Origin of the sequence: Haloferax gibbonsii ATCC 33959 (assembly GCF_000336775.1) — an archaeon.
GTDB classification, from domain to species: Archaea; Halobacteriota; Halobacteria; order Halobacteriales; family Haloferacaceae; genus Haloferax; species Haloferax gibbonsii.
The window spans coordinates 80622-100884 of record NZ_AOLJ01000003.1 but is presented as its reverse complement, the minus strand read 5'-3'; the positions used below and the strand labels follow the sequence as shown (position 1 = coordinate 100884).

Here is a 20263-nt window from a genome sequence, read left to right as displayed (position 1 = left end):
TGAAAACGGGTTGAGGAGCGCTCAGTCGGTCGCCTGTTCGAGCGTGAAGACGAACTCCACGTCGACGCTGTCGGTCTGTATCTCGTTGCCTGCCGACTCCCGAATCCGCCACTCGACGACGAGCGACAGGGATTCCCCGCCGTCGAGTCGGCCGAGCGCGACGGACTCGTTCCACACCTCGGCGAAGTCGAGATACGTCGTCTCGTCGCCGAGTACGTAGGTGCTCGACCCGTTCGCCCGCTCGACGCGAAGCCGGACGGCGAGCGCCTCGTGGAGTTCGCCCTCGTCGGCTCCACCCGTCGAATCGACCGACAGTTCGGGGCCTGAGCGGCCGTTTTCAGCGGATTCGAAGGGCATCGACGCCAGCGTCAGCGTGCCGGGGTCGCGGCCGCGGTTAGCGAGCGTCCCCGTCGAGTTGCCCGCGGTGCCGGGCGCGACCGACTGCGTGTCGAGAAGCGAGACGCCGGCCCCGCCGGAGCCGAGTTCGAGGTCGACGCCCTCCGGGGCGCTCCCGGCGGTGTTCTCGACGGTCACGTCGAACGACGCGGTCTCCTCGGTTCGGGCGACCTCGGTCGAGCCGCGGAAGAACACCGCCGTCACGGAGACGTAGCCAGTCGTGACGGCTGTCTCGCCGTCGTCGCTGGCGGCGAAGCCCGCGGTTCGGTCGCCGTCGGCGTAGGTCACGTCGGAGCCGAGCGCGTCGGCGACGTCCACGGGACTCGACCCCCGGATGGTGACGCGTCGCTCCTCCTGCCAGCCGTCGTCCGGTGCCCACGTGTTCACCACGAGAACCACGCTGTCGACCGCACCGGTCCACGAGAGCGACCCGGTCACGGGGCCGCTGAGCGTCCCGGCCGTTCCGTCGGCGCTTCGGACCGTCGGCGGGTCGGCGGCCTCGACCGTCAGCGTCGGGTCGGGCGCGGGCGACGATACGGCCGTGGTCGTGGTCGTCGTTTGGCTGGCGCCACCGGAGCCGCCACCGCCTCCACCCCCGCCGCCCGTAGAGCGCGCCGTAGTGGTCGGCTCGGGAGTATTCGTCGGCGTGGGCGTGGGCGTCTCCGTCGATTCGGGGTCCGTCGTCGTGGTCGGCGTGGGCGTCGCACTCGTGGTCGGCGTGGGTGTTGGTGTCGGCGTGTCGCCGGACTGGTTCGTCTCGTCGGGCGGGGCGTCCGGCGTCGGCGAGGGAGGCGTCACGGTAACCTCCGGCGGCGACGGCTCGGGGTCACCGTCACCTCGGAGGTCGGAGAGCGCGTCGTTGATGCCGCTGTCGTCGAGGAAGCGGTCGATGCTTCCGGGGGCGGCCAAGCCGGTTCCGACCAGCACGATGCCGACAACCACGAAGACGATGACCAGTCGGCCGAGGACGTGAGAGAGTCGCGGCGAGAGCGTGCCGAGAAGTTTCGCCGAAAAGAGCGAGGCGAGCGACAGCGGAATCGGGAGCAGACCCGCTCGCGGCGGGCGGTACTCGACCACCAGCGCCGTCTCGGTGGGTCGGTCGCCGGCTTCGACCTCGTCGCCGACGGCGACCGGGCGCTCGTCGGTTCGCGGGCCGTCGTCCTCGTCGATTGAAGTACGCTCGATGGTCGCCGGGGCGGCGTCATCGAGGAACGACGCCGACCGCGAGTCCCAGCGGCGAACCTCTCGGACGACCCCGTGAACGGGCAGGCGCTCGCCGGGGAGACAGAGGACGCGGTCGCCGCGTTCGAGGCGCTCGAAGTCGACCTCGTCGAAGTCGTCCGTGTCACAGTCGTTCGCGTCGCGGTCGGCTTCCGCCTCGTCGACGAGGCGGCGGCACCGGGTCGCGTCGGCGAGAATCAGTTCGGGCGACCGCTCCGGAGTCCAGTCGAGCGCGTCCGCGTCGTCCGGGCCGCTCACGAGGGAATCACCGCCCGTCCTCGGATGCGGGCGTCTCGTCGGCCGCCGTCGCCGCCGCATCGCGGTCGGCAGGGTCGGTCACCCACTCGATATCGTCGGTCGAGGGGTCGGAGACCGAAGACGAGGGAGACGATTCGACGACGGCGACGGGGTCCGAGAGGCGGACCCCCGTCCGCTCCGGGTAGAGCGTGACGCCGCCGTCCGAGGCGCTGACGTAGCCGGCGTCGATACCGGCCCCTTCGCCGGGCGAACCGTCGTGGCCGGCGCGCTCGTCGGCGTCGGACTCGTCGCCGTCGACCTCGACCAGCGCGTCAGTGTACAGCGAGTAGAGTTCGGTCACGACGAGGAGCGCGCCGGGGAGGATGACGAACAGGACCAAGCCGAGTTTCGACTGGGCGAACTGCGAGGCGAGTCCGAGGTACGGCACGTGGAACCAGACGCTCCCGACCACGCGGTCGGCCGCGACGGGGTCCGAGTCGACGTCCTCGTTGGCGTCGCCCTTCGTCCGGAACACCGGACTGTCGCCGCTTCGGTCCACCGCGACGACCCGGTGGGTCACGCGGTCGGTCCGCTCGTCGGTGATGGCGCTACCGGCCTCCCGGTAGGTGATGATATCACCCTCCGAGATGTCCGTGGGCGGAACGTCGCGGACGACCACCACGTCGCCGGCGTCGAACGTCGGCGACATGCTCCCCGAGAGGACGGTGTAGCTGGCCTCAGCGCCGAATACCTGCGGGGCGGCGAGCACGACGACGAGGGCGACGGCGACGAGGAGGACGACGCCGCCGAGAACGCGAGCCGCCGCGGCGAGACGGGACCAGTTCATCGGTCAGTCGTCTCCATCGTCGTCTCCGTCGTCATCATCCGCTTCATCGTCAACACCATCACTGTCTTCGTCGTTCTCGTCGTCCTCGTCGTCATCGCTGTCGGAGCCACCGTCACCGTCGTGACCGTGATCGTCATCGTCGCCATCTCCGTCGTCGTGGTGACCGTCGTCGCCGTCATCGTCGCCCGTCTTGACGTCGACCCGAACCACGAGGTCGTCGGGGTCGATATCCTCGTCAGCGTCCCACGAGAACCGGAGCGTCCCCGTGAGCGAGAACGAGCCGTCAATCTCGCGGTCGATGCGGACGTGGCTCGTGCCGGTCGCGTCGACCGAGACGTCGGCGAGGGCGCTCGTCTCTCCGTCCGCGGAGAGTTCGAGGTCCGAGACCGCGACCGACGACCCGGCGGCCGAGGCGGAGACCGTGACGCCGAGCGCGACCACGTCGTCCGCGCCGACGCCCTGCGCCTTCCGCCCGTTCTTGTCCGGGTACTCGGTGCCGCCGACGGTCATCGTCACCTTGCTGCCGTCGAAGTCGACGCGGAACGACTCGGTCCGTCCCGAGGTCCACGCGTGCTGCCAGTGGCCGTTCTGCTTGTGGACGCGGGTCTCGGAGCTTCCGGCGCGCTTCAGCACCGCGACTTCGTAGTTCTCGGGCTCCGAGTTGCCGTGAACGGAGCCGTCGTCGGGGTCGCCGTAGCGGGCGAGCGTCGCCCAGTCCCACCCGCCCATCGCGGTTCGGGCGTCGCCGGAGCCGGACGCCGAGTCGTCGTCATCGTCGTCATCGTCGTCATCGTCGTCATCGTCGTCGACCTCGCAAGTCGCGTCGCCGTCGTCGTCGGCCCGCTGGTCGAGCGCGAACCGGAGGTCGACGCCCGCGACGTCCGAGGCGACCTCGTTGCCGGCGCTCGCCGGGAGCCGCCACGCGATGACGAACTCGACGGACTCGCCGGGGCCGAGTTCGTAGTCGAGGTCGAACGTCTCGTCCGCGACGAAAATCGAGTCGAGGGTCGCGTAGTCGGAACTGCCGCAGAGGAACGTCTTCGACCCGTCTGGGGCTTCGAGCCACGCGCGGACTTCGAGCGTCTGCGCGAGTTCGCCGTCGCCGACGCGGGGGTCGTTCTGCGACGGGGGCTCCGACTGGCCGTTCTCGTCGTCGGTGACGCCGAGCACGTCGATGTCGAGGAAGCCCGCGAGCGACCCGCGGTTGCGGAGCGTCACCGACGCGGTGCCGCTGTCGCCGGGTGCGAGACCGGACTCTTCGAGGAACGTGAGTCGCTCGTCGTCGCCGTCGACCGTCAGGTCGAGCGTGCCGACGCCGAACGACGCGTCGGCGCGCTCGGAGTCGGAAAACGCCGAGTACGTGCCGACGCCCGCCGCGGCGCTCCCGGCGCTAATCGTGAAGAGGCCGCCGAGGAACCGGCGTCGGGTGAGCGTCAGCGTTGGTGTCTGTTTCGGCATCGAGTGGCGTCGGTGAGTGCGTCCGGCGGGTCGGGACGAAAGAGGTGAACTCGGTCGGCTGCGACCGGGTCGCGTCGTCTGCGTCGCCCGCGAACGCGGGTGTGGTTACTGGCTGTCCCGCTGGTTCAGCTCGAAGTCGAACTGGACGTCGAGGCCGTCGGCCTGGAACTCGTTGCCGGCGCTCTCCTGCATCTCCAGCGCGAACGAGAACGTCTTGGTCTCGCCGGACGCGAGCGCGATGTCTCGGACGTTGGAGTCGTCGTCCTCGCCGCTGTTGTTGTCGACGACGTCCGCGAGGGTGGCCGACCCGCCGAAGCGGTCGGCGAGCACGTCGAGGCTCCCGACTTCGAACGTCGTCACGTCGAGGACGCCCGCGAGGTCCGCCACCGAGGCGTCCGCGTCGCCGTCGTCGCCGGCCGTGGCGTCGCTGTCGTTTTCGGTCAGCGCGAGGTCGATGTCGAGGCTCCCGTCGAGCGTCCCGTCGTTTTCGAGGTCCACCTCGAAGGTGTCGGTCTCGTCGCCGGGCGCGAGGCCCGTGGCGCTGAAGCTCGCGGAACTGGCTCCGTCGGCGAGGCTCAGCGTCCCCGCCTGGAGCGTGTTCTCGGTGCTCGATTCGGTGTCGTTGAAGAGGGCGAACGTGCCCACTCCGGCTGCGGCGCTTCCCGCACCAATCGTGAGGAGTCCCCCGAGGGCGCGGCGTCGTGTGAGTTTGAATACTTTCTCTGGCATCGGTTTCTCCGTGCGGCCCACCATACACCCACTCCCTTCCGTGACGTTCTGGGTGGGGTGACCTTCAGAGATAGCTACTCGATTAGGCGGGAATAATCCGATACCACCACTATGCGGTATCCGGCAAAAACCGGGTGACGTGATAGCCCTCGACACGGGGTCGTCCGGCCGAGGTCGACTGTGATGCTCGACTCGACTCGGCTCGACTCGGCTCAGCTCGGCTCGGCTACGCGTCGCCGGGCTCGCCGTCGAACAGCTCGGCGAAGACCTTCCGCTGGGCCGCCCTGAGGTGTTGGGTGAACGTCGACCGCGAGACGCCGATGGCCTCGGCGACCTCGGCGGCGCTGCGGCGCTTCGGACGTTCGAAGTAGCCCGTTCGGTACGCGACTTCGAGCGACTCGCGCTGTCGGTCGGTGAGTCCGGCCAACACGCTGGCCCCGATATCGGACTCGACGGAGCGGTGGTTCCGCGCGGTCATGACGACGCTGTCGAACCCGGCCGCGAGCGCCTCGACGAACGGGCCGGCCGGTCGCCGCCGGGGGAGGTCGACGACGACCGTCGCCTCGCCGTCGGCCACGACGACGCGATGGAGGACGCCGCCCGCGTCGGCGATAGCCGTCCCGAGAGAGGGCGCGGCCGTGTCGAACTGCGCCCTGACAACCTCGTCCTCGGCCGCCACGCCGCCGGGCGTCACGCCGTCGAGGCTCGCCAGCGCGTCGGTCACCGCGGCCTCGGTCGCCCCGCGAACCGTCACGAAGTAGCGCTCGCTGTCGCCGCGGGGCAACACCGTGTGGACGACGAGTTCCGCGTCCCGACCGAGGGCGTCGCCGACCGCCAGAACCCCCGCGCCGTCGTCGCGGACGCTGAGTCGGACGCGGACGACCTCGTCGGCCACGAGCGCCTCCCGGCTCTCGGCGGTGCTGAGGGCGTACCCGAGCGTCTCCGCCAGTTCTTCGAGCCGTCGGCGCTCGCGGTCGTCGTCGTCACCGCGGCGGTAGACGCCGAGGACGCCGTAGTCGACGCCGCCGTGTCGGAGCGAGACTGCGACCGCGGTTTCGATTCCGGCCGCGGACGCGGCCTCGACCCAGCGCCGGTCGGAATCGGCGTCGGGGGTCCCGGGGCGTGACGCTTCTGCGCCGACTGTGCGAACGGCTGTTCCTCCCTCGCGGAAGGCGGTCAGGCTCGGTTCGGTCGAGTCGCGCCGCGCGGCCGCGTCGGCGTCGAGAACGCCGGCGGCCCGGAGGTACGACCCGTCACCTTCGACCGCGAGCGGGTCGAGTCCGCCGCCGGCGGTCCGCTCGCCAACCCACGCCACGGCGGTGTCGGGGTCGCTCCCGATGTACCGGCAGAACGCCTCCGCGACCTCCACCCGCGAGGACTGTCGGACGAGAATCTCGCGAATCGCCTCCTTCGTGTCGCGCTCGCGTTCGAGTCGGCGCTGATGGTGGACCTGCGCCGTGATGTCGCGGAGGACGCCGATACTGCCGGGCAGGCCGTCGTCGACGACGTGATCCACGTCGAGGATGCAGTGGCGGGTCTCGCCGTTTCGGGTGCGGATGCGGATGTCGAGCGACTGCGGGGCCGACAGGTCGAGCGCGTCGCGGACGCGGACCCGGTCGTCCGGGTGGACGACCGTCTCGACGATGTCGCCGGCGAGGAGCGCCGCGCGGTCGTAGCCGGTGAGCGTCGTCGCCGCATCGTTGACGAGGACGACGCCGCCGTCGCGGGCGACGAAGATGGCGTCGCGGACGTTCTCGACGAGCGTCCGGTAGCGCGCTTCGCTCTCCGCGAGCGCGCGCTCCGTCCGGTGCTTGTCGACGGCCGTTCGGACGCGCGTGGTGAGCGCCGCGGCGCTCTCGGCGACGCTCGTCTTGACGATGTAGTCGTCCGCGCCGGCCGACAGCGCGCTGCTGGCGAGCCCCTCGTTTCCGGCGCCGGTAAAGAGGAGAAACGGGAGGTCCGGTCGGTCTTCGCGGACCGCCGCCAGCAGTTCGATGCCAGTTCGTCCGGGCATGTAGTAGTCGCTGACGACGCACTCGACGTCGTCGGTGAGGCGGTCGAGCGCCCCGTCGACGCTGTTGGCCGCCCGAACGTCGAAGTCGGGCGCCTCCTCGCGGAGTCGCTGCACGACGAGCGTCAGCCAGTCGCGGTTGTCGTCGACGAGGAGGACCGTTGCGGGGTCCGCGCTCGTCTCGTCTGTCGTCTCGGTCACGGCGGTTCGGCCGTCCGTGACGCATCGACCGGCATAAACAGTTCGGGTGACGAGCCCGAGGAAATCGAAGAAACTGGGAACAAAAAGACCGTTTACGCAGACATCGAGGCGGGAACCGGCTTCCGAACAAGTACATCTAAATACCAGAGCGGGAACAGAACACGCACCGATGGACGCGAGCGGCGCTTGGGGGCGGTGAGAGATGGGGTGGCAATACACCGTCTTCGCGCTGCCGACCCTCTTTGCGATGATTACCTCGGCCCTGTTGGGAGTCTACAGCCTTCGGCACATGCGGCACCACGGGCGGTCGTCCGACCTCGGCGCGTTCTTCGCCGTGAACGTCGGGCTCGTCCTCTGGACCGGGTTTTCGGCACTCAAACTCCTACAGACCGACCCGTCGCTGAAGCTGCTTTTCTACCGGTTTCTCTACTTCGGCGTCGCGCCGCTCGGCGCGCTCGCGCTCCTCTTTACGCTCCTTCACACCGACCGGATTCGCCGAGTCACGCCCGGGGTGGTCGCGGCGCTCATGGCCGTTCCGGTGGTCTTTCTGGCGCTCCTGTTCGCGAATCCCCACGACCTCGCCATCGAGGGGACGCGCCTCGTCGAGACGAACGGCGTCGTCGTCATGCGGGTCGACGTCGGCCTCGGCCACGTGGTGTTGCAGTTGCTCTACAACGCGGTGCTCTCCGTGCTGGCCATCGCGCTCATCCTCTACGAGGCGGTTCGGCTCGGCCGGCCGTACATCCCGCAGGCGGTGCTGGTGAGCGTCGGCCTCGTCGCCCCGTTCGCTTTCGTGGCCTGCGCCACGCTCGGAGTTCCCCCGTTCAGTAGCGACGGCGTGAACCTCGTGCCAACTTCGGCGGCCGTCACGTCGGCCGCCATCGGCGTCGCGCTCTTCCGCTACCGGTTTCTCGACCTGCCGCCCATCGCCTACACGACCGCGATGGAGGAGTCGCCCGACGGGGTGTTCGTCCTCGACGCCGACGAGCGAATCGTCCACGTCAACGACCGCGGCGCGGCGCTGTTGGAGCGCTTCGGCGCGGCCGTCGGCGACCCGCTCACGGGGGTCTCGCCGGACCTCGACCTGACGACCGAGAGCAACGACAGCGTGGAAACCACGCGAGCGGACGGCGAGACGGTGTACCTCAGCGCCCGGTCCCAGCGGCTCGAACGGGGCGACCAGACCATCGGGTGGGTCATCGTCCTCCGCGACGTGACCGAGCTACACCGACAAAAGCAGACGATTCTCTCCCAGAACGAGAAGCTCACCCTGCTCAACCAGATAATCCGCCACGACATCCGAAACGACATGGCCGTCATCCTCGGCAACGCCCAGTTGGTCGAGGAGTCGGTCGACGACGACGTGGTTCGCGAGCGCCTCGACACGATAATCAGGAACGGCGAGCACGCAACCGAACTCACCGAGAACGCCCGGAACCTCATGGCGACGATGCTCGACGACGAGGAGACGAACCGGCCGACGACGCTCGCCGGGCCGCTGTGGGCCGAGGCGAGCGCGGTTCGCGACGGAACGTCCGAGGCCGCGGTCTCGCTCCCCGGCGAGCCGCCGGACGTGACCGTCGTGGCCGACGACATGCTGGGGACCGTCTTCCGCAATCTCCTCACGAACGCGGTGCGGCACAACGACGCCGACCCGACCGAAATCGACGTGTCGGTCGAGGTCCGGGACGGCGAGGCGCTCGTCCGAATCGCCGACAACGGACCGGGCATCCCCGACGCCCGAAAAGAGGTGGTGTTCGGCCGCGGCGAGAAGGGCCTCGAAAGCCCCGGAACCGGCCTCGGACTCTACCTCGTCGACACCATCGTGAGCGGCTACGGCGGCGACGTGTGGGTCGAGGACAACGACCCCCGCGGCGCGGTTTTCGTCGTCCGCCTGCGGAGGGCCTGAGAGCGGGACGACCGCACAGTCCCAACACTCAAAAGGTCAGCAGAGAGATATGAGTGGAATGCCCTCCGCCGTTCTCCACGTCGGTGTCAGCCGGTGGCGACTGGCCGTTTTCGCGGTCGTCGCCGTCGTGCTCGTCGCTCTACTGTCTCTCACCGACGAGTCGGTCAGTCCGGCGCTCGCGGTCATGGGACTGCTCACGCTCGTCTACATGTTCGCCGGCGCAGTCGACGCCGTCCGCGAGCATCCAATCTTCCCGCTCGCCTCCGCGGTGTACACGACGCTCCTGTTCGCCGGCGGGTACGCCAGCGGCGCGCTGTCGAATCTCCTGTGGGGCGTCCTCGCCGTCCTCTCGGCGCTCGGCGTCGTCGTCGAGGCGTACAACTACCGACACGGAACGAGCCATCTCCGGCTCGATTTCGAATGGCGAGGCTGAGCGAGACGACCGTGTCAGGGGCGATAGCCGTCGCGTCGCTCGTCGTGGGACTCGTCGTCGCCTTCGACGACCCGCAGGTCGACCTCGCGGGCGGGGCCGTCTGGACCAGCGCGACCGGCATGGTGCTTCTGCACCTTCGCGGGAAAGTCCGCGACGCTCGGAGCGACGAGCCGCCCGAGCCGGGACCGCTCCTGCGTCTGGCCGAAATCGACTACGACCCGCGGTACGACCGCTATCTCGGGGGTGTCCTGTTCGTCCTCGCTATCGCGGCGTTTGCGGCGTTCGTCGTCGTCGACACGTCCAGTTCGAACGCGTTGTTCCTCGTCGGCGTCGGACACTTCTGTCTGATTTCCGCGCTCGGAGCGGTCGCGCTCTCGTATCGATAGCACGGACGGACGGGTGAAAGCCGACGCAGTCGGCCGTTTTTGAGAACCGGGCCAGAAAGACTACTTAGGTGGCAGACAACTCTCACGTGTCCGCTCGACGCTGTCTGGTCGACGGACAGGTGACATAACATCTCAGGCAGGCGGCCCATCCCGTGCCAACGGTACTCCGACCCTGCCCCCTCGGACTGCCGCCCGATGGGTCCGCCCCTACATCTCTACCCCTCTCAGTCCTACTTCCGCGAGTGACCCGTCCGCGACTCAGTCGCGTCCCGGAGCCCCGTGCCCGACGAGACTGACCACGCGAGACTCGATTTTCCCGTAGACGCGCGCGACCTCGCCGAGGAGCGATTCCGTCGCGAGGACGGCGAAACCGGTGAAGATGGTCGCGAAGCCGACGACGGTGAGCGTCGAAATCGACTCGCCGAGGAGCACCGTCCCCCCGAGCGTCGCGACGATGGGCACGGCGTAGAAGACGAGGTTGCCGCGAATCGGGCCCACATCGTCGAGGAAGCCGAAGTAGGTGAGGTAGGCCACCGCGCCGGCGAAGACGCCGACGTAGGCGAGCGCGAGGAGGGCCGTCGGCGACCACGTGGCCGCGGCGAACGACTCGCCGGAGGCGACGCTCATGCCGTGGGTGAGCGCCGCGCTGACGGGGAGCGCCCACGCCGTGCGGACGGTGCTCGAAAGCGACGTGTCGGCCCACCGGATGAGGACCGTCCCGAGCGCGCCGCTGACCGCGCCGAGGAAGACGACGCCCTTCCAGAGCGCCTCGCCGCCGAGCAGGTTCGCGGGGTCGACGCCGACGACGAGGCCGACGCCGAGGAGGCCGATGAGCATCCCGAACGCGCCCCGGGTGGAGAGTCGTTCGTCGGCGAGGAGCGCCATGGCGAACACGGGCGTCAGAATCGGGTTGAGGCTGAAGATAATCGAGCCGACGCCGCTGGAGACGTGCTCCTGTCCGACGAACAGGAGTGCGTTGGCGAGGCCGATGACGAACACGCCGGTGGCGAGGATGCCGACCACGTCGCGGACGGACCGCGGGAGCAGTTCGGCGCGCGGCCGGGTCGCGACGACGTAGCCGACGAGCAACACCGCCGCGATGTCGAACCGGAGGGCGACGAACAGGAGCGGCGGGAGGTAGTCGAGGCCCGCCTTCGCGGCGACGAACGTCCCGCCGAAGAAGAGCGCCGTCAACGCGAACAGGACGAATCGCCGGCGCGCCGCCGTCACCATTCCGCACCTCCGACCGAGAGACCGAACGCAGAGTGAAGTGAACGCATCTTGGATACACGTACGACTTCACCACGTATATTTTGATTCAGAAATCAATTCACGGCAAGAAAAGTCCGCGGCCGGCGAGCGTGATTCAGGATATGAAATTCTTTCACGACGCGAAAGAGGTTTACCGAGGCGAGTACAACCCCGTCGCATGGAGTCGGCACTGGACGAAATAGAGTTCCTCGCGCTCTCGCAGAACCGCGTCGACGCGCTCAGATACCTCGCCGAGCGGCCGCACTCCCGGCGCGAGTTGGTCGAGCGGACCGGGGCGTCGCAGCCGACGATGGGCCGGATTCTCAGCGACTTCGAAGACCGGTCGTGGCTCGTCCGCGAGGACGGCGCGTACCGGGCGACGGTGACCGGCGAACTCGTCTCGCGGGGATTCGACGGCCTCGTCGACATCCTCGACACCGACGCCAAACTCCGGCCGGTCGTCGAGTGGCTCCCGACCGACGCCATCACGTTCGACCTCGAACACCTCACCGGGGCCACGATTACCACGCCGAGTCAGGTCCGGCCGAACGCGCCCGTCAAGCGCGCGGTGTCCCTCCTGAGCGAGGCCGAGGACGTGCGCATCTTCTCCTACGCGTTCAACGAGCAGAACCTCGACATCGTCAGGGAGCGGACCGCCGCCGGCGACCAGCGGTTCGAGGGCGTCTTCTCGGCGGACGCCATCGACGCGCTCGCCCACGACTCCCAACTGCGCGAACAGCTCCGCGACCTCCTCGACGCCGACGCGGCCGCCGTCCGCATCACCGACGAGCCGATTCCGATGGCCGCGACCATCGCCGACGCGACCGTCCACCTGTTCCTCCGCGACGACAACGGCATCCTCCAAGCCTCTATCGACGTGACCGAACCCGAAGTGCTCGCGTGGGCCGACGAGCTGTTCGAGCGCTACTGGGAGGCGGCGGAGCCGCTCGACCTCGACCGCCTGTAACAACCGGTACGCACGCCGATTCGAAGTCCACCAGCGGTCACGATTCGTCGGACGAGGACGCGTTGGGCTCCCGAACGGGTCGAGGCAGTGACTGGACGCCTCGGACGACGAACCTCGCGCCACCGGTCTGGCCGTCCTCGTAGGCGACCGTCCAATCGTGAGCTTCGGCGACAGCGCGGACGATTGCGAGGCCGAAGCCGGTCCCGTTCGTGGTCGTCGTGTAGCCGGACTCGAAGAGTCTGGGACGTGTTTCGGGTGGGACGCCGGGGCCGTCGTCCTCGACGTAGAACCCATCGGCAGTTGCGCCGACGGTGACAGTCACCCCGTCACCGCCGTGTTCCACGGCGTTGCGGAACAAGTTCTCTAGCAACTGAAGAAGCCGAGTCCGGTCGGCCTCGAACGACGTGTCTCCCACGACTTCGAGCGATCCCGACTTGGTGTCGACGTTCGTCCACGCCGCCGATGCCACCGTGTCGAGAGACACCGGTTCGAGTGCTTCGACCTTCTTACTGCCCCGAGCGACCGCGAGAACGTCCGTGATTATCTCGTTCATTCTCTCGTGGGCCCGTTCGATGCGCTCGATATCTTCTGGGTTCGGTTCGCCCGCTGACTCTTTGACGATGTCGAGGAACCCGTTCGCAACGTTCAACGGATTTCGGAGGTCGTGAGAGACGACCGACGCGAACTCCTCTAGTTGCTGTTCGTGCTTCTTCCGTTCCGCGATGTCGTGGGCGTTCACGACGACACCCCCCACAACCGAATCATCGAGGAGGTTCCGGCACCGGACGCTAAAGGCGCGCCACCCGCGGGCCGCGCTGTGGAACCGAAGCTCGACGGTGGTATCCGCCGTGGGCTGTTCGCGAACCCTCTCAAACGCCTCGCGAGCGAGGTCGCAGTCCGCAGGATGCAGGTAGTCGTAGAGGGTTTCCGGTTCGGACGCGTCGGTGCCGACGCGCAGCGTCTGTCTGGCAGAGTCACTCATGTAACTGATAGACCCGTCGGCGTCGGTCACGAAGATGAGGTCAGACGCGTTTTCCGTGAGGGCGCGGAACCACCGTTCGCGAACGCGCCGCTCGGTAATATCGTGAAGGATGTGGAGCGTCCCCCGGACGATTCCCCGTCCGTCGGTTACGGTGGCGGTGTCCACTTCGAAGTGATGCGGTTCGTCGTGTTGGTCGGTGACGCGGAGTTCTCGGCCGTCACAGAGCGCACGAGCAGTCTCCGAGCCGAGCGCCTCACGCACCGACGACCCAACCACCGACGGCGAGGTGGAGAACAGCGCCCTCGCGGCCGGGTTCAGGTCGACGAGTCTGTCTTGTCGGTCGACCACGAGGACCGGGTCGGCCATCCGTTCGATGACGAGGTGGCGAGCAATCGGAACGATATCGAGGATTCGATAGCGGGACAGCCCGATTGCGAACAGCACCGAAGTCGCGGCGAACGAAATCGGAACCGGAGTCGTGGGCCAGAACGGAACCAACAGATAAACCACCTCGACGGCGGCGGGGATGGCGATTCCCACGAGTAGAACGAGTGCCTGTTTTCGGTATATTTGACTGCTTCGAACGGCGTGAATACCGAGGAGAGATATCAGGAGTCCGATTACGAGGAGGGCATACGTCAAGTCACCCCAGAACCAGGGTCCGTAGGAGACGTCTCTCAAAGTGCCGCCAGCGAAACCAGTGACCGAGAAGGAGTGCCAGATGAGCGAGTGTACTCCCAGTCCGTTGGTCACCGCTCCGACGATGGTGAACGCGGGCCAGACCCCGAACAAAACCGCAGTTCGTCGAGAGACCCACTGCTCGTAGCCCGCGATTTCGAAGACGAACAACGCCGTAAAGAAAATCGTGAACTCGTAGGCTATCCAGATGAGAGTGTACCAGGCGGTCAACATGGGACGTGAGTGAGAGAGGAGAAATGCGGCTTCGAACAGCGACCACAACCCGGCGCTCAGCGTCATGCCGATGAACCACTTCCCGATAAACTCACTGCGGAACTTCCACCCGATACTTGCGATACCGATAGACATCGCCCCCGCCAAGAGGAGGACAAGCACCGGAGGGGATGCGATAGTATCCACAGTTATTCAGTTATAATACTATATTTGAATACTTAGAAGCTTTCCATATATTATATGATATATGGATTGTAAAATCCGGAAATAAGCGCATTCAGATGCTCAGAGAGGAGATTACACAATCACCACAGAAGTTATCGAAGCGGTGGAGTCGCTCGACCTCGGCCAGTTGTAGAGACGCATCGCCGGGATGCTGCCCTGTCGTCGCCCCATCAGCCGACCCACAATACCTATCGGCGACCTGCGAGAAGCCGACGTATGCCCTCGCCTTCGTCACCTCCATCTCGTGTTTCCTCCGATTCCGGCTCCTCGTCGCGTCGCGCGTTTCTCGCCGCCGCTGGCACCGCCCTCGCAAGTGGACTCGCCGGCTGTTCGTCGCTCCGACAGTTCCGGTCGCCCGACGGGACGGACTGGTCCGCCTCCGTGCCCGAACCGAGCGTCCTCTCGCCGCCGGCAACCACCGACGGGGTCGTCGCCGTCATCGGCCATCGGGACGGCGACATCGACGAGGGGCGAGTCGTCGCGTTCGACCGAGAGAGCGGCGAGCGCCTGTGGGACATCGATTTCGGCCGGCCGACGGGCTTGCTCGCCGACGGCGGGTCGGTGTACGCGGGCGAGCGACTCGGGTCGGGCCGCGGGCGAATCTACGCGTTCGACGCCGCGGACGGGAATCAACGGTGGTCCCAGACCGTCGGGAACATCGGCTCTGCGATGGCCATCGCGGGCGACACTCTCTACGCGGCGAACGGGACGCTCGCGGCGCTTGCGACCGACGACGGCGCGGTCCGCTGGGAACAATCGGCGGTCGACGGCGTCGGCTTCACCGTCGTCGTCGCCCCGCAGGACCAACTGTTCGCCGACGAGCGAGCGGTCTACTACGGCGACGACGAGGGCGTCTTCGCGATGGCCCCCGAGGACGGGAGCCTCCGGTGGGCGTGGCGACCGGACCGCTGGGGCTGGGCCGACGTGGGGCCGATTCCGGCCGGCGATAGCGTCTACGCCGGTGGCGGCGGCGACATCGCCATGCTCGACGCGGCCGACGGGTCGCTCCGGTGGCGCACCTCGTTCGGGGCCGGCGCGCAGGTGGTCGGCGTCCACGAGCGGGGCTCGACGGTTCTGGTCGCCGAGGGGACGGACGAACCGCCGTCGGACACCTTCGGGACGCTGTACGAACTCGCGGTTCGGGACGGCTCGGAGCGGTACGAAGTCCGCTTCGACAGCCCGGTCGAGCGAACCGCCTCGACCGACGAGGCGTTCGTCGTCGGGACCCGCGCGGGCCGGATTCGGTGGTCTCGCGGCGCGTCGTTTTTCCACCCGTTCGAGACGACGCTCTCGGCGGACGGCTATCTCCTCGGCGCGGCCGGGACGCAGGCGTTTGCACAGACGGTCGAGGGGACGCTCTGGGCGCTCTCGCCGGACTCGTGACTCACAGGAACCGTCGCCGTCAAAACGAGCCCCGCCGAGCGCGCGGTGCGTCGGCGTCCGAAACCACGACCGAACGATGCCCTCGCGCCCCGGCCGTCACTCGAGTTCGTCGAACGAGTCGAACTCGTCCCAGCAGGAACACGGCAGGTCGTCCAGAGAGGTGACTTCGTCCGGGAGGCTGGTGATTGGAATCCCGGAGCCGGCCTCGTCGCAGTCGCGCAGGTGAACGCTGAAGTCGTCGCTGGACATCGTGTACATGGTCAGCACGCTCAGTTCGCCGGCTTCATTGAAACAATTTGTGAGTGCGACAAGAGCGAGAGGAGGGCTGTCGATGGCGCGGTATCGGCCGCTGAGACGGGGGCGACGGCGACAGTGTTAGAGAACCCGAAAGACGCGAACCGTGTCGCGCTTGCCCGGTTCGCAGAGGAGCTGCGCGAGGCCGAGGTCGGAGAACTCGTCTTTCCAGTTGCGGTGATACAGCGGGAAGTCGTCGTTGACGTAGCTCACCTCCGAGCCGGAGCGTCCGCGAGTCGGTCCGTTACCCTCGTTCTCGGCGGTTATCACGAGGTCCGACGAGACGCGGGCGATTTCCTCGAACACCCACGTGTCGTCGGGGTGGACGTGCTGGAGCGTCTCGACGGAGTAGATAACGTCGAACTTGTCGTCGGGGAAGTCGGGGAGCAGGTCCTCGATTGCGCCGGTGAGGAACGTGCCGGTGTCGACGAGTTCGGGGAAGTACTCGGCCATCACCTCGAAGGAGTCGTCGTTGATGTCGATGCCGGTGAGGTCCTCGTAGCCGCGGTCGCGGAGGTGTGCGAGGTGGCGACCGGAACTACAGCCGAGTTCGAGAACCGACGCGTCTTCCGCCGCGTAGTGCTCGAACACGGTCGCGAGCGTCTCGCTGACCTCGTTCGGGCCGATTTGGGCGTAGTACTCCGGCGAGAAGTCGCCGGAGCGCTCGGCCCATCCGCGGTGGTTGTCGTCTGCGTCCATACCCCGAGTAGCGAACGGGCGGGTAAATGTTCCGCGGAGTGCGCGCCGCCGTGTACGACGTGTGAGGGACGTTCCGAAAATCGGGTGACTCCGACTGGGTTGGGTGCGCTGGAGGGCGCGGTGAAGGCGTGCTGGAGGGCGCGGTGAAGGCGTGCTGGAGGGCACGGGCGAAGGGCTGCGTCAGGGGGACCGAGTTTGGGGGGTGCGTCAGGGGGATTCGGATGTCCCGCGGGGGGACCGGGTCCGAGTGTGCCGTGGAGGGCTGGAGAGGGTGAGCGCCGGTGCGGGCACGAGCAGTCGGGTGTACCAGTCGAGCGTGCCGTGCCTCGGTCGCGACGCGGGCGTCAGCGGGTCATCGGGTCGACCGCGGCCGTCACGCCGAGTCGTCGGTCGTCGTTTCGTTTTCGGTCGTCTCGTTCGTCGATGTCTCGTTCGCCGTGGTCTCGTTTTCGGCCGTCTCGTTCGCCGTCGTCGAGTTGTCGAGCGACGAGTCGGTCGTCTCCATCGTCGTCGTCTCGGTGGTTTCCATCGTCGTTTCTTCCGTCGTGGTCTCGTCTTCGGTTGTCGCTTCGACACCACCGGTCTCTGCGGTCGTCTCGGTGCCGCCGACCGCGGGTTCGGCGTCCGTACCGTTCGTCCCGTTCACCGGGCCGCCGCTCCCGCCCGTGTCCGTACAGCCGGCGAGGGCGACGGTCGCCGCGGCGACTCCGGCACCGAACTGCCGTCGAGTGAGGGTTTCGCGCATCGCAGTCAGCAGTATCGCTCGGCGGATGATAATGGGGAAGAGTCGTCCCGACCGTTCTCTCCCGAGCAACCGTTTCGCCTGACCGTTTCGACCGTTTCAGTCGGATTAACGGAACGTTTTCCGGCGCGGCGAGCGCCGACGAAAGCGGTTCTGTACGTCGGTTACCTCACGTCAGAGGGGCGACCGGGCGAGAGACGACAAGGCGCGAGTGCGAGCGGCGACAAGCGGCGACCGAGGCCCGTCGAGAGGCGAGAGACGCGCCCGTGAATCTCAGCGACGACGGCCGAGACCGACGCCGCGTCCGCACCGCGACGACCGGCACATAATTCACTATTTGGGAACATTCTCGGCAAATTGACTTTCAAAAGAGTTGCAAAAATACCCAATGAACAGATAAACAAAACATTATACACTAGCAGAGTCGACAGATAAGGAACGAACACATGCCAGTCAAACGCGTCTCGCGGGTCGGGTGGGCGCTCGTCGCGACGTTGCTCGTCGTCGCGGCAGGCCTCTCACCGGTCGCCGTCGCCGCGGCGGACGGCGTCGAGGTGGGTGCGGTCGACCACGCCGGCGCGGGCGTCGTCGCGACCGAGAACGGCCGGACGTACGTCGCCTCGTGGCAGCCGTCGACGGTTTCGGTGGCCGTCGCATCCGACAGCGACGACTACGAGGTCTGCCTACAGACCGACCTCGACGACGGCTCGACGATGCTGTTGGCGTGCGAACCGCTCGGGAGCGCGGGGGCGAACGCGAGCGACGAGCGGCGCGTCGAGTTCGGCTTCACGACGTGGCCGGTGAACGCGACCGGCGACCGAACTTTGACCGCCGTCGTCAGACCCGGCGGGGGCGGCGAGCCGGTCGCGCAGGCGAGCCACGGCATCACGGTGCTCGCGCCGGCCGGGGACGCCGACGGCGACGGCCTCGGCAACCGGGACGAACTCGACCGCGGTACGGACGTGCTCGTCGCCGACACCGATACCGACGGCGTGCCCGACGGCGAGGAGGTGAACCGCTACGAGACCGACCCGACGAACACGGACACCGACGGGGACGAACTCAGCGACGGCGTCGAGGTCAACGAGCAGGGGAGCAATCCGACCGAAACCGACACCGACGGCGACGGCCTCGACGACGGCGCGGAAGTGACGACCCACGGCACGGACCCGACGACCGCCGACACCGACGGCGACGGACTCGACGACGGCGCGGAAGTCAACGATTACGAGACGAATCCGACCGAGGCCGACACCGACGGCGACGGCCTCGAAGACGGGCCCGAGGTCAACGTCCACGAGACGGACCCGACCGCCGCCGACACCGACGGCGACGGACTCGAAGACGGCCCCGAAGTCAACCGATACGAGACGAACCCGACCGAGGCCGACACCGACGGCGACGGTCTCGACGACGGCCGCGAGGTCAACGTCCTCGGGACCGACCCGAACCGCGGCGACACCGACGGCGACGGGCGCGGAGACGGCGCGGAGGTCGAAGCGGGGTCGGACCCGAACGCCGCGCCGGGGTCGGTCGTCGGGTCGCTGGGGCTCGGCGGCGACGGCTGGCTACTCGTCCTCGCGGTCGCGGCCGTCGCGGTCGTCCTGGTCGCCGTCGGCGCGCGAGTCCGCGGAAGCGACGTGCGGGCGCTGCTGTCGGACGTTCGCTCGCGCGCGACCGACCGCACCGGCGGCCGGCGCGACGGGGCGGCGGCGGACGCAGTCCAAACGGGCGGGAGCGACGGCCCGGTTCGCCCGGAGCCGACCGCCGACGCCTATCCCGGCCCGGAGGAACTCCTCGACGACGAGACGCGCATTCTCAAACTCCTCGACGACAACGGCGGTCAACTCCGGCAGTCGAAGGTCGTCGAGGGAACGGGCTGGTCGAAGTCGAAAGTGAGCCGCGTCCTCTCGCGGATGGCCGACGAGGGCAGCGTCGCCAAGATAAACCTCGGCCGGGAGAACCTCATCGCCCGCCCCGAGAACGTGCCCGAACACGCCCGGTCGCCGTTCGACGAGTCCTGATTCGAGAGTCCTGAGCGGGGCGAGCGACCGAAGTTCGGGCCCCGAGCCCGCGGTCCCGGGCGGCGAACTGAGGTTGGAACATACCAACCAAGGCTATAGGTCTTCGGCGACTACCTCGAATCCAATGCGCGAATTCGTCTTCACCGTCGAGTACGAGCGGGGTGCCGACGAGGTGATGGACCTCTTCATCGAGAACCCGGACTTACACTCCAAGACCATGGCGATACACGCCACGAGCGAGTCGATGTGGCGACTCGACCGCCTCACCGGGCCGACGGAGGCGCTCGAAGCGTTCGACGAGGTCATCGAACAGGCCACCCGGTGCAACGGCGTCCTCGGGATGTGCGGCGCGCCGGTCGTCGAGTGGGACTACGAGGTGCTCTCGGAGACGCCCAACGGGCGCATCGTCTACTCCTGCCGCGAGGAGGGCGACGGGATTCAGTCGATTCCGCACGTCGCCGCGAAGCACATCGGCGACGGTCTCCTGATGCAGGCCGAGCGCCGAGGGGCCCAAAACCAGTGGCGACTGCTCATCTCCGACGACGACACGGTGAGCGAGATTTACGAGGAGGTCAAAGACAGCCTCAGCGACGGCCTCTCGCTGAGCGTCCAGCGCATCAGCGAACCCGAATGCTGGCTCGAAGAGGGCGTCTCCGCCGACGGCCTCCCACCGGAACAGCAGGCGGCGCTCGAAGCCGCCGTCGAGTTCGGCTACTACGAGACGCCGCGCCAGCACACCGTCCAAGAGATTTCCGAGGAACTCGACATCCCGAACTCGACGCTCCAGTACCGCCTGACCCGCGCCGAGGCGTGGCTGGCCCGGCAGTTCGTCACCGGCACGCTCGGCACCGAGGTCGAAGAGCGCGTCGACCCCGAAAAGCTCGAAGCGAGCGCGTGACCGACGAATCGGGGCGACCACCTCGCGGGACGCGCTCACAGAGGAGTTGGAACATTCC

Annotated in this window: 17 protein-coding genes; 7 read left to right on the top strand and 10 right to left on the bottom strand. The window is 67.8% G+C overall.

Translation table 11 applies throughout. The annotated features are described in order from the left end of the window. Nucleotides 1-21: 21 nt before the first annotated feature. From C454_RS00975 to C454_RS00955, 5 genes are all read right to left on the bottom strand, one after another. On the bottom strand, nucleotides 22-1875 hold the full coding sequence (locus tag C454_RS00975; protein ID WP_004971645.1) for a hypothetical protein: 1854 nt from the start codon (nucleotides 1873-1875) through the stop codon (nucleotides 22-24). 7 nt (nucleotides 1876-1882) lie between these two features. Next, a complete protein-coding gene (locus tag C454_RS00970; RefSeq protein WP_004971643.1) occupies nucleotides 1883-2701 on the bottom strand; it encodes a signal peptidase I in 819 nt (272 codons plus the stop codon). Nucleotides 2702-2704: 3 nt separating this feature from the next. Further along, nucleotides 2705-4159 (bottom strand): TasA family protein, encoded by a 1455-nt coding sequence (locus C454_RS00965; RefSeq protein WP_004971641.1) that lies wholly within the window; start codon nucleotides 4157-4159, stop codon nucleotides 2705-2707. A 105-nt stretch (nucleotides 4160-4264) separates the two neighbouring features. Next, nucleotides 4265-4888: a TasA family protein gene (locus C454_RS00960; protein ID WP_049904882.1), complete on the bottom strand. Its 624-nt coding sequence runs from the start codon at nucleotides 4886-4888 to the stop codon at nucleotides 4265-4267. Nucleotides 4889-5114: 226 nt separating this feature from the next. Beyond that, complete coding sequence (locus C454_RS00955; protein WP_004971635.1) at nucleotides 5115-7100, bottom strand: helix-turn-helix domain-containing protein; 1986 nt, start codon at nucleotides 7098-7100, stop codon at nucleotides 5115-5117. 202 nt (nucleotides 7101-7302) lie between these two features. On the opposite strand from C454_RS00955, the gene C454_RS00950 reads away from it, so the two are divergent. The 3 genes from C454_RS00950 to C454_RS00940 are packed head-to-tail and all read left to right on the top strand — an operon-like array spanning nucleotide 7303 to nucleotide 9828. Then, entirely contained in the window at nucleotides 7303-9009 is a 1707-nt protein-coding gene (locus tag C454_RS00950; RefSeq protein WP_049904872.1) for a histidine kinase N-terminal 7TM domain-containing protein, read from the top strand. Nucleotides 9010-9067: 58 nt separating this feature from the next. Further along, nucleotides 9068-9442, top strand: a complete 375-nt coding sequence (locus C454_RS00945) for a hypothetical protein (RefSeq protein WP_004971632.1) — start codon at nucleotides 9068-9070, stop codon at nucleotides 9440-9442. Then, complete coding sequence (locus tag C454_RS00940) at nucleotides 9430-9828, top strand: hypothetical protein (protein ID WP_004971631.1); 399 nt, start codon at nucleotides 9430-9432, stop codon at nucleotides 9826-9828. Before C454_RS00945 ends, C454_RS00940 begins: the two co-directional genes overlap by 13 nt. A gap of 258 nt (nucleotides 9829-10086) precedes the next feature. Here C454_RS00940 and C454_RS00935 read toward each other — a convergent pair whose 3' ends face one another. Continuing rightward, nucleotides 10087-11061, bottom strand: a complete 975-nt coding sequence (locus tag C454_RS00935; protein ID WP_004971629.1) for a DMT family transporter — start codon at nucleotides 11059-11061, stop codon at nucleotides 10087-10089. A 196-nt stretch (nucleotides 11062-11257) separates the two neighbouring features. Here C454_RS00935 and C454_RS00930 point away from each other — a divergent pair, with 196 nt between their 5' ends. After that, nucleotides 11258-12046 carry a helix-turn-helix transcriptional regulator gene (locus tag C454_RS00930; RefSeq protein WP_004971626.1) on the top strand — a complete coding sequence of 263 codons (789 nt, stop codon included), beginning with the start codon at nucleotides 11258-11260 and terminating at the stop codon, nucleotides 12044-12046. Nucleotides 12047-12083: 37 nt separating this feature from the next. On the opposite strand, the gene C454_RS00925 is transcribed toward C454_RS00930, so the two are convergent. Then, nucleotides 12084-14102: a histidine kinase N-terminal 7TM domain-containing protein gene (locus C454_RS00925; RefSeq protein WP_152421505.1), complete on the bottom strand. Its 2019-nt coding sequence runs from the start codon at nucleotides 14100-14102 to the stop codon at nucleotides 12084-12086. A 444-nt stretch (nucleotides 14103-14546) separates the two neighbouring features. Between C454_RS00925 and C454_RS00920 the strand changes: the two genes are divergently transcribed. Beyond that, nucleotides 14547-15548 (top strand): outer membrane protein assembly factor BamB family protein, encoded by a 1002-nt coding sequence (locus C454_RS00920; protein WP_004971619.1) that lies wholly within the window; start codon nucleotides 14547-14549, stop codon nucleotides 15546-15548. A 96-nt stretch (nucleotides 15549-15644) separates the two neighbouring features. On the opposite strand, the gene C454_RS20600 is transcribed toward C454_RS00920, so the two are convergent. The 3 genes from C454_RS20600 to C454_RS00910 form a co-directional block, all read right to left on the bottom strand. After that, a complete protein-coding gene (locus tag C454_RS20600) occupies nucleotides 15645-15806 on the bottom strand; it encodes a hypothetical protein (RefSeq protein WP_004971617.1) in 162 nt (53 codons plus the stop codon). A 117-nt stretch (nucleotides 15807-15923) separates the two neighbouring features. Then, nucleotides 15924-16541 (bottom strand): class I SAM-dependent methyltransferase, encoded by a 618-nt coding sequence (locus tag C454_RS00915; protein WP_004971616.1) that lies wholly within the window; start codon nucleotides 16539-16541, stop codon nucleotides 15924-15926. Between the two features lie 373 nt (nucleotides 16542-16914). After that, on the bottom strand, nucleotides 16915-17286 hold the full coding sequence (locus C454_RS00910; protein ID WP_004971614.1) for a hypothetical protein: 372 nt from the start codon (nucleotides 17284-17286) through the stop codon (nucleotides 16915-16917). A gap of 443 nt (nucleotides 17287-17729) precedes the next feature. Between C454_RS00910 and C454_RS00905 the strand changes: the two genes are divergently transcribed. Together C454_RS00905 and C454_RS00900 are read left to right on the top strand one after the other, a co-directional pair. After that, entirely contained in the window at nucleotides 17730-19307 is a 1578-nt protein-coding gene (locus tag C454_RS00905) for a helix-turn-helix transcriptional regulator (RefSeq protein WP_004971613.1), read from the top strand. A 124-nt stretch (nucleotides 19308-19431) separates the two neighbouring features. Next, nucleotides 19432-20205 carry a helix-turn-helix domain-containing protein gene (locus C454_RS00900; RefSeq protein WP_004971611.1) on the top strand — a complete coding sequence of 258 codons (774 nt, stop codon included), beginning with the start codon at nucleotides 19432-19434 and terminating at the stop codon, nucleotides 20203-20205. Nucleotides 20206-20263 lie beyond the last annotated feature (58 nt).